Here is a 17,324-nt window from a genome sequence, read left to right as displayed (position 1 = left end):
AGTTTTTAATCAGGTTGCGGGCAGATTTCAATTTTTTGCCCGCCATAACCAACGGGGCCTTGACGCTCTCTTTCAGAATCGATTATAATTAAGTTAATTTTCAAAGCGTGGAAAGGGCCGAGTAAATACTTCTGAAATTTCCCAGCGAGCCGGAGAAGGTGAAAGTCCGGCAGATTTCCTGTATTGAATATCTCCCTGAAGCTGTGTTGCTGAATGGATCTATCCTATTAAGCAGTGCCGGGTCATGACCGTTAATTCATGTTAAAGCGGCTGATATGGTTCAGCTAAGCTGGGTGGTACCGCGGGTTATACTTCTCGTCCCTTCTGTAACAGAGGGGCGGGAAGTTTTTTTATGAATTTATGGCGGGGAAGTACTGCCAGTAAATAGTTAGAAAAGACTATAAGGAGGAGCGAAATAATATGAATTACAAAGATACTCTACTGATGCCTAAAACAGATTTTCCAATGAGGGGAAATCTTCCGAATAGAGAACCGGATATGCAGGATGAATGGAATGAGAGAGAAGTATATAAAAAGGTCCAGGAGCGAACGAAAGACCGTCCTCTTTTTATTCTGCATGACGGACCTCCGTACGCCAACGGTGATATTCATATGGGCCACGCCTTAAATAAGATTCTTAAAGACTTTATTGTCCGCTCCAAATCCATGACCGGCTATAACGCTCCTTATGTCCCTGGATGGGATACTCACGGACTGCCGATTGAAACAGCCTTAACGAAAAAAGGGAAAGTGGATAGAAAAAAACTCAGTATCGCAGAATTCCGTCAAAAATGTGAAGAGTATGCACTGGAGCAGATCGACAGCCAGAGGGAGCAGTTTAAACGTCTTGGAGTGCGGGGAGACTGGGAGAATCCTTACGTAACTCTCACTCACGAGTATGAAGCCCAGCAGATTCAAGTGTTCGGGGAAATGGCTAAAAAAGGATATATTTACAAAGGAAAAAAACCGGTTTACTGGTCCCCTTCTTCGGAATCTGCCCTGGCAGAGGCTGAAATTGAATATCATGATAAGCGTTCTGCCTCCATTTATGTGTCCTTTGACGTTACAGAGGGCAAAGGAATTCTGCTTGGAGACGAAAAGTTTGTAATTTGGACGACGACCCCGTGGACAATTCCGGCAAACCTCGCAATTGCTCTTCATCCTGAGCTTGATTATGTAGTAGTTAGAGCAAACGAGGAAAAGTATGTTGTGGCTGAAGGACTTCTGGAAGAACTTGCTGGTAAATTCGAGTGGGAAAACTACGAAATCACTGGCAGATTCAAAGGTCAGCAGCTGGAAGGAATCCGTACAAAACACCCGTTGTACGATCGGGAATCTCTGATTATTTTAGGGGATCATGTGACTTTGGAAGCCGGTACAGGCTGCGTTCATACAGCGCCGGGACACGGGGAAGACGACTATATTGTCGGACAGCGCTACGAGCTGGATGTTCTTTGCCCTGTTGACGATAAGGGAGTGTTTACAGAGGAAGCCCCTATGTTTGAAGGAATGTTTTATGATAAAGCAAACAAGCCGATTACTGATAAACTGAAAGAGGCAGGGAAACTGCTTTATCTCGATTTCTTCACTCATTCGTATCCACACGACTGGCGCACGAAGAAACCGGTCATTTACCGGGCTACAGCACAATGGTTTGCTTCTATTGATGACATTCGTGATAATCTGCTTTCGGAAGTGGAAAAAGTAGAATGGCTTCCTAAATGGGGAGAAACAAGGTTATATAACATGGTACGGGACCGGGGCGACTGGTGTATTTCCAGACAGCGTGCATGGGGAGTACCAATTCCAATCTTTTATGGGGAAGATGGAGAACCGATCATAACTGACGAAACTATCTCCCACGTTTCTGAGCTTTTCCGTAAACACGGTTCGAATATCTGGTTTGAAAAAGAAGCAAAAGAACTTCTTCCTGCAGGCTATACGTCCGAGCACAGTCCAAATGGAACTTTTACTAAAGAGACCGACATTATGGATGTATGGTTTGATTCCGGTTCTTCCCATCAGGCTGTTCTGGAGGAAAGAGAAGACCTGCAGCGTCCGGCAGACGTTTATCTGGAAGGATCGGATCAGTACAGAGGCTGGTTTAATTCCTCACTAACAACATCTGTAGCGGTAACAGGAAAAGCCCCGTTCAAATCTGTTGTCAGCCATGGATTTACGCTGGATGGAAAAGGAAAAAAAATGAGTAAGTCTCTTGGGAATGTCATTGTACCAGATAAAGTAATGAAGCAGCTTGGGGCAGATATTCTCCGCCTTTGGGTTTCTTCCGTTGATTATCAGGCAGACGTCCGGGTATCGGATGATATTCTTAAACAAGTAGCCGAAGTTTACAGAAAAATTCGCAATACTTTCCGATTCATGCTGGGTAATCTGGCGGACTTTGATCCGAAAAAAGATAATGTTGATTACGATAGCCTTTCCAGTCTGAATCAGTATATGCTCGTAAAGATAAATGATCTCGTTAAAGACGTTCGCAAAGCGTATGACGATTATCAATTTTCTACGGTATACAATAAAGTTCATAACTTCTGTACGATCGAGCTGAGCTCATTCTTTATGGATATTGCAAAGGATACGCTTTATACAGAGCATGCTGATCATCCAGAGCGCCGGGGAATCCAGACCGTCATGTATGAAGCCCTCACAACGCTTGTTAAACTTCTCAGCCCGATTATTCCTCATACTGCAGAAGAAGTATGGAAGCATATTCCTGGTACAGATTCGGAAGCTGTGCAGGCGACAGACATGCCTGAAGTGCAGTCGTTCAGCGGTGTTGATGAAACTGTAGCCAAGTGGGATCGTTTCATGCATCTGCGTGATGATGTTATGAAAGCTCTTGAAGATGCGCGCAATGATCAGGGAATCAAGAAGAATCTACATGCTGCCGTTGAAGTGTTTACTTCAGATCAGGATAAAGCTCTGCTGGAGTCAATTCATGAGCTCACTAAATTGTTCATCACTTCTGAAGTGAAGGTTTCAAGTATGGAAAGTGCTACGGAAGATGTGAAGAAATATGATGAAATGGCCGTACGAGTCACGAGAGCTGAAGGAGAAACGTGTGAAAGATGCTGGGTGGTCTCGACGGAACTTGGAAAACATCCGGAACACCCGAACCTTTGTCCGGACTGTACAGAGACGGTTGTAAATCATTATGTAAGCCAGTCCTAATTGTTGTTATTCCCGCCGGATATACTTGCTGCCGGCGGGTTTCTTTTTGGCAGCTGGCAATTGCCGGATACGGTGCGCTGTGCTATGATATTTCAGGGACCGCCCAGTAGAAATGGAGGATCAGTACGTGGTTTATTATCTTATTGCAGTCATCATCATTGCATTCGATCAGCTTACAAAATGGCTGATTGTTGAGAATATGGAAGTTCGTGAAAGTATACCTATTATTGAAAATTTATTATATTTAACTTCCCACCGTAATGCTGGAGCAGCCTTTGGTATGCTGCAGGGGCAGATGTGGCTGTTTTTTATAGCAACTATTGTTGTTACAGTCGTTATAATATATATGATTCAAACGCAGCTTAAAGGAAGCAGATGGTACGGAACAGCCCTTGGACTGATTTTGGGCGGTGCAATCGGTAATTTTATCGACCGAGTATTAGAAGGGGCAGTCGTAGATTTTATAGATGTTTATATTTTCAGTTACAACTACCCGATTTTCAATATAGCGGATATGTCCTTAGTGACCGGGGTAATAATGATTATTATCCATGTATTTTTAGAAGAAAAACGTCAGGAGAAATGATTTATGGAAACTATGCATTCCTACAAAGCAGATTCGAACGGGATCCGGCTGGATAAGTGGCTCACGGAGCAGAATTCGGAGTGGTCACGAAGTGCGGTGCAGGACTGGATTAAGTCCGGGCACGTAACAGTCAATGAACAAATTGTAAAAAGTAATTATAAGATTAAAGCAAATGATGTAATCGAGGTGGAAGAGCCGGAAGTAGTCGAACTTGAAATTACAGCAGAAGACCTGCAGCTTGATATTGTCTACGAAGATGAGGACGTCATTGTTGTCAATAAACCGAGAGGCATGGTAGTTCATCCTGCCCCCGGTCATCCAGGCGGAACTCTTGTCAACGGCTTAATGCACCACTGCAACGATTTGTCCGGTATCAATGGCGTAGCACGTCCAGGTATTGTACATCGCATTGATAAAGATACTTCCGGGTTAATAATGGTAGCTAAAAACGATAAAGCTCATGAGTCTCTTGTAGAACAGCTTAAAAATAAAACGACAAAACGCCGTTATGAAACGATTGTGGCGGGTGTTATTTCTCACGATAAAGGGACGGTAGATGCCCCAATAGGCAGGGATCCACAGGACCGGCAGAAAATGACGGTAACAGAAATGCATTCCCGGGAAGCAGTAACCCATTTTCAGGTCCTCGATCGTTTTTCAAGACACAGCCACGTGGCGTGTGAGCTTGAAACCGGGCGCACGCATCAGATCCGTGTTCATATGAAATATATTGAATTTCCAATCGTCGGTGATCCGAAGTACGGCCCGCGTAAAAAACACCAGTTCCCTATTGAAGGGCAGGCCCTTCACGCTTCCATGCTTGGATTCAAACACCCACGGACAGGAGAAGAAATGCTTTTTAATTCTGAACCGCCGGAAGATTTTAAAGCCTGTCTGCAGCATGCGCGTACATTTTCAATTTGACTTCCTTTAAGAGGAATGTCATAATGACTTAAGAATTGAATACAGTCCTTTAACTTAGTCCCGTGAGGCTGCAAAGGAACCGGCATAAAGATAGATACGTATGCCCTCCTGCACCTACACGGCAGGGGGCATTTTTTTATAACCTGTGCAGATGGGGTGAAAACATCAGGATGAAAGAAATATTGGATGAACAGGCGATCAGGCGCGCTCTGACAAGAATAGCTCATGAAATCATCGAACGGAATAAAGGGATTCAGGACTGTGTTCTTGTCGGTATAAAAACCCGTGGTGTTTACCTGGCTGAAAGACTGGCAGAAAGAATAGAAAAGATCGAAGGAGAAAAAATAGCTGTCGGAGAAATCGACATCACGCTTTATCGGGATGATTTAAGCCACAAGCGCCAGGATGCAGAACCGGAAGTTCACGGAACGGATATTTCTGTAAAGGTCAGCGATAAAAAAGTAATCCTGATTGATGACGTTCTGTTTACTGGACGCACCGTACGGGCAGCACTGGATGCAATCGTGGATCTGGGACGCCCGGCGCAGATCCAGTTAGCAGTGCTAATTGACAGAGGGCACAGGGAGCTTCCTATCCGCCCTGATTATGTCGGGAAAAATGTACCGACAGCAAAGTCGGAAGTTATTGAAGTGAAACTGAACGAAGTTGATAAGGAAGAAGCAGTAAGATTAAACTAAACTATTCAGCAAAAAACCTCCCTTTAAACTGGTCCTGTGAGACCGGCAAGGGGTATATTCGACTGTTTTCTTGCCATATACAGGCACAGAAGCAGGTGAATGACCTCTTTGGGATAACAAAGAGGTTTTTTGTCTGCGCTAAACAGGGGGATGGAATGCATGAGTGATAAAACAGTAGGAATCAGAGAAATTCCGAGACTTGATAAATGGCTTATATTAAGCGTGCAGCATTTGTTCGCTATGTTTGGAGCTACCATTCTGGTACCTCTGCTTACAGGATTGAGTCCGGCCGTAGCTCTTGTATCGAGCGGGCTCGGTACACTGGCCTACCTCCTGATCACAAAAGGCAGGATCCCGGCTTATCTCGGATCTTCCTTCGCTTTTATAGCGCCTTTAATTGCAGCGATAGGAATTGGAGGACCTGAAGGAGCCATGATCGGAAGTTTTTTCGCCGGCATTCTTTACGGGGTGGTTGCTCTGTTTATAAAAATGACAGGTGTCCAGTGGATCATGAAAATACTTCCCCCTATTGTTGTAGGGCCAGTAATAATGGTAATCGGACTGGGACTTGCAGCTACAGCAATTGATATGGCAATGAATAACCCGGAAACAGAAAGTTACAGCGGCCTGCACTTCTCCGTAGCGATGGCGACGCTTGGAATTACTATCATAGCAGCCATTTTTTTCAGAGGATTTTTCAGTCTGCTGCCGATCCTGACGGGTATTGCAGGAGGTTATCTGATTGCCGCCTGGCAGGGACTGGTCGACTTTACAGCAGTTCAGGAAGCAGCGTGGATACGCTCCCCGGACTTTCTCGTCCCTTTTGTTACGTATGACCCTTCATTTAACTGGACAATCATTGCCATCATGGTTCCAATTGCTGCGGTGACTTTGAGTGAACATATCGGAGATCAAATGGTGCTCAGTAAAGTGGTGGAAAAAAATCTCGTCCGGACACCTGGCCTGCATCGTTCCATCCTCGGTGACGGAGTAGCCACCGTAATTAGTTCTTTTATTGGCGGTCCTCCGAACACCACCTATGGAGAGAACATCGGAGTAGTTGCTCTTACAAGAGTATTCAGCGTTTTTGTGATCGGGGGTGCGGCCGTAACAGCCGTAATGTTCGGCTTCATAGGGAAAGTGTCCGCCTTGATCACTACGATACCTACTGCTGTAATGGGAGGCGTGTCCATTCTCCTCTTTGGCATTATTGCTTCCAACGGGATGCGGATGCTTATCGATAATCACGTTGATCTTGGCAAAAAAAGAAATCTGGTAATTGCTTCTGTTATTCTCGTAATAGGGATAGGAGGCGCCTTTATTCAGGTGACCGACCAGATTGAAGTTGCCGGCATGGCCCTGGCAACTGTAATCGGCATACTATTGAATTTAATTCTTCCGGGCAGGGACTATGTGCAGACAGATGAAGAAATGTTCAGGAAAATGAAAGATAATTCAGCAGCATAACACCTTTTAATAACGTCCCGAGAGACGTTAAAGGGTGGATCTGTTCCAAAACGATAATTTTGGAACAGGGCACCCGTATATCAAATATCGGGTGCTTTTTTATATAGAAAAGCACCTCTTCAGGAGGATGATCAGAATGAAACAGCTTCGGACATTTAAGGATCTTACATTGACAGAAATTGATTATCTGCTGCAGAAAGCGGAAGACCCTTTTATGAACCAGCGGTCTGAGAAAACGGTGGCCAATCTCTTTTTTGAGCCAAGTACCCGTACAAAGTACAGTTTTGAAATGGCAGAAGCCCAGATGGGAGTGAACCGATTGGACTTTTCTGCGGAAGCTTCCAGTCTTTCCAAAGGAGAGTCCCTTTATGATACGCTGAGGACTTTTGAAGCAATCGGGACCGACCTTTTAGTTATCCGCCATCCGAAATCCCGTTTTTACGAAGAGCTTGAGGGTCTAAACATTCCAATAATTAATGCTGGGGACGGAGCCGGAGATCATCCTACGCAGTCGCTGCTGGACTTACTGACGATGAAACAGGAATTCGGATGTCTGAGGGGACTGCATGTTGTTATTGCGGGAGATATTCTGCACAGTCGGGTTGCCAATACGAATGCCTGGATTTTAAAACAGTTTGGTGCAAGGGTATCCTACACAGGACCGGTGGAATGGATGCCTTCTCATGTAAGGACATCGGAGATCCTTACGATGGATGAAGCTGTCAGTCAGGCGGATGTCATGATGATGCTGCGTATTCAAACGGAGCGTCATGGGGGGACAGAACAGTGGACAAAAGAAAGCTATCACGAACAGTACGGTTTGACGGAATCGAGAGAAAAGGAAATGGATAGCCGTGCCATCATTATGCATCCCGCTCCAGTAAACCGCGGAGTGGAACTTGCGGATAAGCTCGTTGAGTGCCCTCGTTCCCGGATATTCAAACAAATGCAGAATGGAGTAAAGGTAAGAAAAGCGGTATTATCCTATCTTTTAGAAACGAAAGGGGCACGAAATTATGAAGCGATTGTTTAAAAATGCAGAAGTATATCGGGATGGAAAAACCGAAATAGAGGACATATTAATAGACGGAACAACTGGAAAAGTTGAAAAAATCGGCCGCAGTCTGTCAGATGCAGAAGCTGAAGAATATGACTTAACAGGAAAACTTCTGGCTCCTGGACTTGTTGATATACATATTCACCTGCGTGAACCGGGAGGAGAATCGAAAGAAACAATTGAAACGGGCACGCAGGCAGCAGCCCGCGGAGGTTTTACTACCGTATGTGCCATGCCAAACACCCGGCCGGTTCCGGATTCTGCAGAAACAATTGATGAATTGCAGAAAAAAATTAAAAAGAATGCGGTCGTCCGTGTCCTTCCGTATGCAGCAATTACCGAACGCCAGCTCGGAAAAAGCGTCACAGATATGCAGACGCTCTCTGAACGAGGAGCATTTGCATTCACGGATGACGGCGTAGGAGTGCAGACGGCCGGGAAAATGTATGAAGCTATGATCGAGGCTTCCAGACTGAATAAAGCTGTCGTCGCCCACTGTGAAGACAATTCCCTTCTTTATGGCGGTATGCTGCATGATGGAGAAAAAGCTCGTGAACTGGGTATCAAAGGCATCCTTCCGGCCTCAGAAGCTGTTCACATAGCAAGAGATATTCTGCTTGCAGAAGAAACCGGTGTCCACTATCACGTATGCCACGTCAGTGCGAAAGAGTCTGTAAGGGTTATACGCGATGCAAAACGAGCCGGAATTAACGTAACGGCGGAAGTGACACCGCACCATTTAATGCTGACGGAAGACGATATTCCCGGGGACGATGCAAATTATAAAATGAACCCACCTCTGCGGGCGCAGGCAGACCGTGAAGCGCTAATCGAAGGCTTATTGGACGGCACGCTGGATTTCATAGCGACAGATCATGCTCCTCATACAGCAGAAGAGAAAAACATGTCTATTGAAGAAGCACCTTTCGGAATAGTAGGGCTGGAAACAGCTTTTCCTCTTTTATACACCCATCTTGTTGAAACAAAGGCCGTTCCCGAATCACAGCTGCTCGACTGGCTGACTAAAAAGCCGGCAGAAGTTTTTCAGCTCCCATATGGAGAAATCACTGAAGGAGGTTATGCAGATCTCGTTGTAATTGACCGGCATAAAAAACAGCGCGTGGATACGGAGAATTTTCTTTCCAAAGGAACGAACATGCCATTTAACGAATGGGAACTGACCGGCTGGCCGGTGATGACCATATGTGAAGGAAATATCGTTTGGAATGAAAAGGAGGAAAAAGTCAGATGAGAAGAAAATTAATTTTAGAAAATGGCGAAACGTTTACAGGGAAAGCTATTGGAGCAGCTATTGAGCAGACAGGGGAAGTCGTCTTCAATACAAGCATGACCGGTTATCAGGAAATTCTTACCGATCCTTCTTACAAAGGACAGATCGTGACAATGACCTATCCTCTTATTGGCAATTACGGTGTTAACCGTGATGATTTTGAGAGTATCTATCCGAATGTAAATGGCGTTATAGTCAAAGAAGCGGCAGAAGGTCCAAGTCATTTCCGAAAAGAAAAAACGCTTGACGAATGGCTGAAGCAGACAAACATTCCCGGGCTGTGCGGTATAGACACGAGAAAATTAACAAAAATTATCAGGACTTTCGGTACGCTGAAAGGGAGACTTTGTGACATCGAGCAGGATACTTTGAAAGTAGTGGAAGAACTTAAAAAAACAGAACTTCCTCGTGACCAGGTAGCTTCGGTATCAACGAAAAGCCAGTTCTGGCATCCGGGTACGAACAACAACCGGGTCGTGCTCATCGACTATGGAGCAAAAAAAGGAATTGTTAAAGATCTTCTTTCCCGCGGTTTTGAAGTTATCGTAGTGCCATATGATACACCGGCAGAAAGTATTTTGTCGCTTTCGCCGGATGGTGTCATGCTGAGCAACGGGCCGGGGAATCCGGAGGATATCTCCCATGTTCTTCCTCATATTAAACAGGTTGCTGAAACCGTTCCGACTTTTGGAATCTGTCTTGGGCATCAGCTTCTTGCGTTGGCCTTCGGAGCAGAGACAGAAAAAATGACGTTCGGCCACCGCGGTGCCAACCATCCGGTAAAACATTTGGACAGCGGCCGCGTCTCGATTACTTCCCAGAACCACAGCTACACTGTTTCAGAACATTCACTTGAAGGTACACCGCTTCAAGTTACCCATCGAAATGTAAACGACGGCTCCGTGGAGGGACTCAGACATAATACTCTGCCATTCTTCAGTGTCCAGTATCATCCGGAAGCATCACCTGGTCCGGAAGACTCCAAACAATTATTCGATCATTTTCACACAATGGTGGAACAGAAAAGAGGGATTATCCATGCCTAAAAGAACAGACATCAAAAAAATTCTTGTTGTAGGATCAGGGCCGATTATTATCGGCCAGGCAGCCGAATTTGATTATGCAGGTACGCAGGCCTGTCATGCTTTAAAAGAAGAAGGATATGAAGTTATTCTCGTTAATTCCAATCCGGCAACGATCATGACAGATGAAACGACAGCTGACCGGGTTTATATAGAGCCGCTCACTACGGAATTTGTATCTTCCGTTATCCGTAAAGAGCGTCCCGACGGTATTATTGCCACATTAGGAGGACAGACCGGCTTGAATCTGGTCATGGACCTTTCCAACTTGGGAATTCTGGAACGGTATGGAATCGAACTTCTTGGCACAGATTTAGAAGCGATTACAAAAGCTGAAGACCGTCAGGCTTTCCGCGCATTGATGAATGAACTGGATGAACCGGTGCCGGACAGCGATATCGTGCACACTATTGAAGAAGCAAAAGTGTTTACTGAGAGAATCGGCTATCCAGTCATTATACGTCCTGCTTATACGCTTGGAGGCACTGGAGGCGGAATGGCATACGAAGAATCCCAGCTTGAAGAAATAATGGCCAATGGGCTTTACGCCAGTCCGGTGCACCAGTGTCTTATAGAGAAAAGCATCGCGGGTTTTAAAGAAATCGAATATGAAGTCATGAGGGACGGAAACGACCAGGCTATCGTCGTATGTAATATGGAAAACATCGATCCGGTGGGCATTCACACAGGGGATTCCATTGTCGTAGCTCCAAGCCAGACAATGTCAGACCGCGAATACCAGCTTCTTCGGAATGCCTCGCTGCGGATAATCCGGGCGCTCGGTATTGAAGGAGGATGTAACGTCCAGTGCGCTATGGATCCTGACAGCGAACAGTATTACATTATTGAGGTTAATCCACGCGTCAGCCGCTCTTCTGCACTCGCATCTAAAGCTACCGGTTATCCGATAGCCAAGCTCTCTGCGAAAATCGCCGTTGGATACCATCTGGATGAACTGGTTAATCCTATTACAAAAACAACCTACGCCAGCTTTGAACCTGCACTTGATTACATTGTCACAAAGTGGCCCCGCTGGCCTTTTGATAAATTTGACTCTGCGAACCGGACGCTCGGTTCCCAGATGAAAGCGACCGGGGAAGTCATGGCTATCGGACGCACCTTTTCCGAATCGCTGTTAAAAGCCGTGCGTTCTGCGGAAGTGGATTTGTTTCACTTAATGCCAAAGGTAAAACTGTCAGGTGAGCAATTAACTGAAAAGATTGCCGCCGAAGATGATGAAAGGCTTCTTTATACTGCCGAAGCCCTGCGGCAGGGAGCAACAATCGAAGAGCTGCATGAACTGACTAAAATTGACTGTTATTTTCTTTATGAAATAGCCCGTATCGTACATCTTGAAAAGCAGTTAGCAGAAAGGGAGACTGATGAGTTGTTTCATGATGCGAAGCGGGCAGGCTTCTCCAATGAGGCTCTGGCTTATTTCTGCAGCAACTCTTTAGAAGAAGCAGAATCGAAACAGAAAGAACTCGGGGCTTATCCGGTATTTAAAATGGTAGACACCTGTGCAGCCGAGTTCGATTCAGAAACGCCTTACTATTACAGTACTTTCGAAGAAGAAAACGAAGCTCTTCCCACGGGTAAACCATCCATTCTTGTTCTCGGTTCAGGTCCTATTCGAATCGGGCAGGGAATTGAATTTGATTATGCCACTGTCCATACAGTAAAGACAATCCGGGAATCAGGTTATGAAGCAATTATTATTAACAATAATCCGGAGACCGTTTCCACCGATTTTGAAATTTCCGACAAGCTTTATTTTGAGCCGCTCACAGTGGAAGATGTCATGAATGTCGTCCGTAATGAGCGTCCTCAAGGTGTAATAGTGCAGTTCGGAGGCCAGACAGCCCTTAACCTGGCAGACGGATTGGAAAAACGCGGCGTGAAAATTATCGGCACGGACTTAAAAAATATCGACGCATGCGAAGACCGTGATAAATTTGAAGCGACACTCTCAGCATTGTCCATTCCGCAGCCGCTTGGAAAAACAGCAACCTCTGTTGTGGAGGCACGAAAAATTGCCGAAAGAATCGGTTATCCTATTTTGATCCGACCTTCCTACGTTCTCGGAGGCCGCGCGATGGAAATCCTTTATCATGAGGAAGAACTTCTGAAATATATGGAACGAGCGGTCCGTGTGAATGAAAAATATCCTGTGTTAATTGACCGCTATCTTATAGGCAAAGAGATTGAAGTCGATGCCGTCAGTGACGGAGAAACAGTCGTTGTGCCGGGAATTATGGAACATATCGAACGAGCCGGCGTTCATTCGGGAGATTCCATTGCCGTTTACCCGCCGCATAAGCTTTCTGAAGCTCTTAAACAGCGTATAGTGGACTATACCATTCGCCTGGCTAAAGGTTTTCACGTAAAAGGTTTAATGAACATACAGTTTGTTATACAGGGTGAGGATATTTACGTACTCGAAGTCAATCCGCGATCAAGCAGAACAGTGCCGTTTTTAAGTAAAATTACCGGATTTAATATGGCACGGGCAGCGACAAAGGCCGTGCTCGGACAATCACTCAAATCTCAGGGCTATACGACAGGGCTGCTTCCCGAATCTGATTATGTTTCTGTCAAAGTACCGGTCTTTTCTTTTCAGAAGCTCCGGAGTGTTGATATTACGCTTGGACCTGAAATGAAATCAACAGGAGAAGTTATGGGAAGAGACCGATCTCTTGAGAAAGCTTTATATAAAGGGCTGATCGCTTCAGGAATGGAAATACCGATGCACGGCTCTGTGCTATTCACAGTAGCAGACAAAGATAAGAAGGAAGCACTTCAGCTTGCAGAAAGGTTTCACTGTCTGGGATTTGATCTGATGGCAACAGAAGGAACAGCAGAACTGTTCAGAAGATCAGACCTTCCGGTGGAAACGATAGCTAAAATTGGAACTGGAAAACCGGATATGCTTGATGTTATTACTGGAAGAAGAGCTCAATTCATCGTTAATACACTGACAAAAGGCAAACAGCCTGCAAGCGACGGCTTTAGAATCCGCCGGGAAGCGGTTGAACGCGGCATTGTATGCAACACATCGCTTGATACAACAAAAGCTGTACTGCAGGTGATAGAGTCGATGCATTTTTCAACGGAACCTATTTCTTCGAAAGCACCGGTGATGGTATGAAAAAAGAAAATTTAACTGTTATATCCCAGGAAAACCTTGCACCACGGATTTACCGAATGAAATTGAAAGGGGAAAGTGTTCGTTCCATGCTCACTCCCGGACAGTTTGTGCATCTGAAATTGGGGGGGCGCCATCCGCTGTTAAGGAGACCTATCAGCATATGTGATGTGGAAGAAGATCAGCTGTCCATTATTTACAGAGTGGAAGGACAGGGGACAAGCATGCTTGCAGAAAAAAAAGATGGGGATACAGTCGATGCTCTCGGACCGCTCGGTGAAGGATTTCCGATTACTCCTTCTGATGATACCGCCCTGCTTATCGGGGGAGGAGTAGGAATACCGCCATTATATTATTTGGCAAAACAGCTGTATGATAAAGGGAAAAGGGTTAAAATCATTCTCGGTTTCCGGCGGCAGGAAGAGATGTTTCTTACAGAAGCCTTCAGCCGCTTCGGAGAAGTATTCGTTACGACAGAAAACGGATCCTGCGGTACCAGGGGCTTTGTAACGGACGCAATTGCAAAAGCAGGAGAATTCGATGTTTTCTATACGTGCGGTCCGAAACCGATGCTGAGAGCAGTGGAAAAAGCCGCAGGTACAAACGGCTATATTTCTCTTGAAGAAAGAATGGGCTGCGGTGTTGGAGCCTGTCTGGCATGTGTATGTGATTTAAAAGAAGCTGAAACCGATAAATCCTACGTCAAAGCATGCAAGGACGGTCCGGTATTTCAAGCAGGGGAGGTTGTGCTATGAACAGGCTGAACGTTGAATTACCAGGTTTAAAAATGAAAAACCCCGTCATGCCTGCTTCCGGCTGTTTTGGCTTTGGCCAGGAATACGCCGAGTTTTATGATCTCAGCGTTTTAGGGGCGGTGGCAGTAAAGGCAGCTACTCCTGAAACAAGAAGAGGAAATGATACGCCGAGGGTTGCCGAGACAGAAAGCGGGATGCTGAATGCAATTGGCCTTCAGAATCCTGGTATCGACCACATACTTGCCCATGAACTGCCGTGGCTAGAAAAATACGATGTTCCGCTTCTGGCAAATATAGCAGGGAAAACAAAAGAAGACTATGTGTTGGTAGCTGAAAGGATTTCTGACGCCACAAACGTACATGCACTCGAATTAAATATTTCCTGTCCGAATGTCAAAGAGGAAGGGTTACAGTTTGGGAGTGATCCTCAGATGGCTGCAGAATTGACGAGAGCCGTCAAAGCCGTCTCTTCTCTTCCTGTGTATGTAAAACTTTCTCCTAACGTAACTGACATCGCCGGGGTGGCAGCTGCTGTGGAAGAGGCCGGGGCAGACGGATTAAGCATGATTAATACGCTGATGGGCATGAAAATCGATATCCGTACCGGGAACCCAATTCTCGCCAATAAAACAGGAGGATTATCAGGTCCGGCAGTTAAACCGGTAGCAATACGTATGATCTATGAAGTAAGCCAGCGGGTATCCATTCCTATTATCGGGATGGGGGGGATATATTCAGCAGAAGATATAATTGAGTTTTTTATGGCCGGAGCTTCTGCAGTAGCTGTGGGGACTGCTAACTTCAGTGATCCTTTTGCCTGTCCGGATCTGATAAAAGATCTGGACCGTCTGCTCGAAGAAATGGAAGTAAGTCATATCTCAGAACTGACAGGGAGGAGCTGGAATAAATGGGAACCAAACCTGTCATCATCGCGTTAGATTTAGAAAATAAATCGCAGGCAGAAGAACTGCTTAAGCATTTCGGGAAAGAAAAGCTCTTTGTAAAAGTTGGTATGGAACTGTTTTATAGAGAAGGAAAACCAGTCCTCGATATGCTGAAAGCTTCGGGTCATCAAATTTTTCTTGATTTGAAGCTTCACGATATTCCTACTACGGTAAAGCGTGCGATGCAACAGCTGGCGTCATTTGATATCGATATCGTAAATGTTCATGCGTTTGGAGGTCAGAAAATGATGGAAGCAGCATTGGAAGGGCTTTATGCAGGCACCCCCGCGGATAAAGAAAGAGCCCGCATAGTTGCTGTTACTCAGCTTACGAGTACGACGAACGAACAAGTAGTATCAGAACAACAGCTGAGTTTCTCCCTTCATGAATCAGTAATAAACCTCGCCGGCATCACGAAAAAGAGCGGACTTGATGGCGTCGTCTGTTCGGCGGGGGAATCTGTCAGTCTGAAAAGAATATATGGAAACGATATCTACTGCGTGACTCCCGGAATCCGTTTACAGGAGGATGCTGCAGATGATCAGGCAAGAATCGTTACTCCGCAGAAAGCTGCTGCGAATCAGACAGACGCTATTGTAGTTGGACGGGGAATAACACAAAAGAAAGACCCGTTAGCTGCCTATTTAACGTACAAAAAGGAGTGGGAAAACGCATGGATGCATCAACAGCAACAGTAGTAGCCGAAACATTATTATCCATTGAAGCAGTAACGTTATCTCCGGACAAGCCCTTTACATGGAGCTCCGGTCTGAAATCACCGATTTACTGTGATAACCGTCTGCTGCTTTCCTACCCTGAAGAGCGGAAGGTAGTTTACGAAGCTTTGGCAGAGAGCATTCGCAGCCTTAATCCTGATGTGATAGCCGGGACGGCAACTGCGGGTATTCCTCATGCGGCCTGGACGGCAGAATTACTCGGCCTGCCTATGGCCTATGTTCGATCCTCCAGTAAGGGTCACGGAAAGCAGAATAAAATTGAAGGAAAAATTGATCCGGGGTCGAAAGTAGTTATTATCGAAGATTTAATTTCAACTGGCGGTTCTGCTTTTCAGGCTGCACAAGCGGCAGAAGAAGCTGGGGCAGAAATAGTCGGGATTGCAGCTATATTTACGTATGAACTGGAAGCTTCACAAAAGATCATTGCTGAAAAACCATATCCTGTTACTTCTCTCACTACATTTTCCAAACTTGCGAAAATTGCTGAAAAAAAGGGGGAAATTACTGCTTCACAGCTGGACAGTTTGAAGCAGTGGCAGCAAAGTCCTGAAACGTGGAATCCGGCAGGTGAAAGGCAGGCATAATGATGAAAAAGTTTAAGGGTGAAGAGTTTGATGAAAAAATAGAGTTTTTTGATGCAATGGCCCAGTCAGACTGGTTTAAAGGAATGCAGGAAGAACTATGCGGCTGGATCGGTCATTTCGATGGGGAAGACCTCCTTGATATTGGATGCGGCACCGGAAGACTCCTTCTCCGAAAAGCTTCCCGATGCAGGTCTGCTTCGGGTATCGATTTATCCATTGGCATGGTAGAAACTGCACGGAGCCTTGCTGAAGAGGAGGGAATAAAAGTGGAGTTTCTGCATGGGGATGCTGAACGTCTCCCTTTTCAAAAAAAATCCTTTGATATAGCTCTCAGTACATGCGTTCTATTCTTAATGCCGGAACCGAAGCAGATGATAAAAGAAATGAATCGCATCCTTAAACCCGGGGGAAAAGCAGCGCTTTTGAACCCATCTCCGGCATTGACATTGGAAAAAGCAGCAGAAGCAGCCCGGTTTCTACCAGAGAAAGAGAGGCCGATGATGGAGCAGTGGGGGAGAGTAGCGGAGAAGAGGCACCGCTTCTCAGAAGAAATAATCAGTAAAATTCTTAAAGATAACGGATTTACATATGTATCTTCAAAACGAACTGAGAACGAACTTGGCCTGATCACAATTGCCGGAAAATGAAGAAATCTTCGTTTCAGAGGAAACTTTTCCGGAAGCCTGTCAGATATATGCCTTCTGACAGGCTTTTTCATGCTTTGTTCAGCTGATTGAGTTCTTGAAGGAAGGTTTCCTTTCCCTGATCGAGACCTTCTTTTCTTATTTACTGAAAACATCATAATTTAGTCGCCGGCAAAAGAAAAAAATTCGTTATTAAGAATAAAAATGTTAAAAAAGTCAGA

The 17,324-nt window shown here is 45.4% G+C and carries 14 protein-coding genes and 1 other annotated feature; all 14 genes read left to right on the top strand.

What is annotated here, in order from left to right:
* Positions 1 to 99 precede the first annotated feature (99 nt).
* Positions 100 to 326, top strand: a binding site (T-box leader).
* A 94-nt stretch (positions 327 to 420) separates the two neighbouring features.
* The 14 genes from ileS to FTX54_RS09650 all read left to right on the top strand — a co-directional run bounded on the left by ileS (position 421) and on the right by FTX54_RS09650 (position 17,106).
* Positions 421 to 3,189, top strand: a complete 2,769-nt coding sequence (ileS, locus tag FTX54_RS09715) for an isoleucine--tRNA ligase (RefSeq protein WP_147802401.1) — start codon at positions 421 to 423, stop codon at positions 3,187 to 3,189.
* 127 nt (positions 3,190 to 3,316) lie between these two features.
* A complete protein-coding gene (gene lspA / locus FTX54_RS09710; protein WP_147802400.1) occupies positions 3,317 to 3,775 on the top strand; it encodes a signal peptidase II in 459 nt (152 codons plus the stop codon).
* Positions 3,776 to 3,778: 3 nt separating this feature from the next.
* Complete coding sequence (locus FTX54_RS09705; RefSeq protein ID WP_147802399.1) at positions 3,779 to 4,699, top strand: RluA family pseudouridine synthase; 921 nt, start codon at positions 3,779 to 3,781, stop codon at positions 4,697 to 4,699.
* Positions 4,700 to 4,869: 170 nt separating this feature from the next.
* Positions 4,870 to 5,397: a bifunctional pyr operon transcriptional regulator/uracil phosphoribosyltransferase PyrR gene (pyrR, locus tag FTX54_RS09700; protein ID WP_147802398.1), complete on the top strand. Its 528-nt coding sequence runs from the start codon at positions 4,870 to 4,872 to the stop codon at positions 5,395 to 5,397.
* Positions 5,398 to 5,556: 159 nt separating this feature from the next.
* Complete coding sequence (locus FTX54_RS09695) at positions 5,557 to 6,864, top strand: solute carrier family 23 protein (protein ID WP_147802397.1); 1,308 nt, start codon at positions 5,557 to 5,559, stop codon at positions 6,862 to 6,864.
* A 136-nt stretch (positions 6,865 to 7,000) separates the two neighbouring features.
* A complete protein-coding gene (locus tag FTX54_RS09690) occupies positions 7,001 to 7,897 on the top strand; it encodes an aspartate carbamoyltransferase catalytic subunit (RefSeq protein ID WP_147802396.1) in 897 nt (298 codons plus the stop codon).
* Complete coding sequence (locus FTX54_RS09685; RefSeq protein ID WP_147802395.1) at positions 7,881 to 9,173, top strand: dihydroorotase; 1,293 nt, start codon at positions 7,881 to 7,883, stop codon at positions 9,171 to 9,173. Before FTX54_RS09690 ends, FTX54_RS09685 begins: the two co-directional genes overlap by 17 nt.
* On the top strand, positions 9,170 to 10,258 hold the full coding sequence (locus tag FTX54_RS09680) for a carbamoyl phosphate synthase small subunit (protein WP_147802394.1): 1,089 nt from the start codon (positions 9,170 to 9,172) through the stop codon (positions 10,256 to 10,258). The genes FTX54_RS09685 and FTX54_RS09680 overlap by 4 nt, the downstream gene beginning before the upstream one ends.
* Positions 10,251 to 13,442, top strand: coding sequence for a carbamoyl-phosphate synthase large subunit (carB, locus tag FTX54_RS09675; RefSeq protein WP_147802393.1), 3,192 nt, complete (start codon positions 10,251 to 10,253; stop codon positions 13,440 to 13,442). Before FTX54_RS09680 ends, carB begins: the two co-directional genes overlap by 8 nt.
* A complete protein-coding gene (locus FTX54_RS09670; RefSeq protein ID WP_147802392.1) occupies positions 13,439 to 14,194 on the top strand; it encodes a dihydroorotate dehydrogenase electron transfer subunit in 756 nt (251 codons plus the stop codon). The genes carB and FTX54_RS09670 overlap by 4 nt, the downstream gene beginning before the upstream one ends.
* On the top strand, positions 14,191 to 15,132 hold the full coding sequence (locus tag FTX54_RS09665; protein ID WP_147802391.1) for a dihydroorotate dehydrogenase: 942 nt from the start codon (positions 14,191 to 14,193) through the stop codon (positions 15,130 to 15,132). The genes FTX54_RS09670 and FTX54_RS09665 overlap by 4 nt, the downstream gene beginning before the upstream one ends.
* Entirely contained in the window at positions 15,102 to 15,836 is a 735-nt protein-coding gene (pyrF, locus tag FTX54_RS09660; protein WP_147802390.1) for an orotidine-5'-phosphate decarboxylase, read from the top strand. The genes FTX54_RS09665 and pyrF overlap by 31 nt, the downstream gene beginning before the upstream one ends.
* Positions 15,812 to 16,459 (top strand): orotate phosphoribosyltransferase, encoded by a 648-nt coding sequence (pyrE, locus tag FTX54_RS09655; RefSeq protein ID WP_147802389.1) that lies wholly within the window; start codon positions 15,812 to 15,814, stop codon positions 16,457 to 16,459. Before pyrF ends, pyrE begins: the two co-directional genes overlap by 25 nt.
* The gene (locus tag FTX54_RS09650; RefSeq protein WP_147802388.1) at positions 16,459 to 17,106 is read left to right on the top strand and encodes a methyltransferase domain-containing protein; all 648 of its coding nucleotides are present in this window, start codon (positions 16,459 to 16,461) and stop codon (positions 17,104 to 17,106) included. Before pyrE ends, FTX54_RS09650 begins: the two co-directional genes overlap by 1 nt.
* Positions 17,107 to 17,324 lie beyond the last annotated feature (218 nt).

It is taken from the genome of Alkalicoccus halolimnae, assembly GCF_008014775.2.
Classification (GTDB): Bacteria; Bacillota; Bacilli; order Bacillales; family Salisediminibacteriaceae; genus Alkalicoccus; species Alkalicoccus halolimnae.
The sequence above is the reverse complement of the archived record's forward strand: the minus strand, read 5'-3'. Positions and strand labels throughout refer to the sequence as shown.

Bases quoted from the DNA above. Each gene is read 5' to 3' on its own strand.
- ileS (WP_147802401.1), top strand. From the start codon at position 421: ATGAATTACAAAGATACTCTACTGATGCCTAAAACAGATTTTCCAATG.
- FTX54_RS09705 (WP_147802399.1), top strand. From the start codon at position 3,779: ATGGAAACTATGCATTCCTACAAAGCAGATTCGAACGGGATCCGGCTG.
- pyrR (WP_147802398.1), top strand. From the start codon at position 4,870: ATGAAAGAAATATTGGATGAACAGGCGATCAGGCGCGCTCTGACAAGA.
- FTX54_RS09695 (WP_147802397.1), top strand. From the start codon at position 5,557: ATGAGTGATAAAACAGTAGGAATCAGAGAAATTCCGAGACTTGATAAA.
- FTX54_RS09690 (WP_147802396.1), top strand. From the start codon at position 7,001: ATGAAACAGCTTCGGACATTTAAGGATCTTACATTGACAGAAATTGAT.
- FTX54_RS09685 (WP_147802395.1), top strand. From the start codon at position 7,881: ATGAAGCGATTGTTTAAAAATGCAGAAGTATATCGGGATGGAAAAACC.
- FTX54_RS09680 (WP_147802394.1), top strand. From the start codon at position 9,170: ATGAGAAGAAAATTAATTTTAGAAAATGGCGAAACGTTTACAGGGAAA.
- carB (WP_147802393.1), top strand. From the start codon at position 10,251: ATGCCTAAAAGAACAGACATCAAAAAAATTCTTGTTGTAGGATCAGGG.
- FTX54_RS09670 (WP_147802392.1), top strand. From the start codon at position 13,439: ATGAAAAAAGAAAATTTAACTGTTATATCCCAGGAAAACCTTGCACCA.
- FTX54_RS09665 (WP_147802391.1), top strand. From the start codon at position 14,191: ATGAACAGGCTGAACGTTGAATTACCAGGTTTAAAAATGAAAAACCCC.
- pyrF (WP_147802390.1), top strand. From the start codon at position 15,102: ATGGGAACCAAACCTGTCATCATCGCGTTAGATTTAGAAAATAAATCG.
- pyrE (WP_147802389.1), top strand. From the start codon at position 15,812: ATGGATGCATCAACAGCAACAGTAGTAGCCGAAACATTATTATCCATT.
- FTX54_RS09650 (WP_147802388.1), top strand. From the start codon at position 16,459: ATGATGAAAAAGTTTAAGGGTGAAGAGTTTGATGAAAAAATAGAGTTT.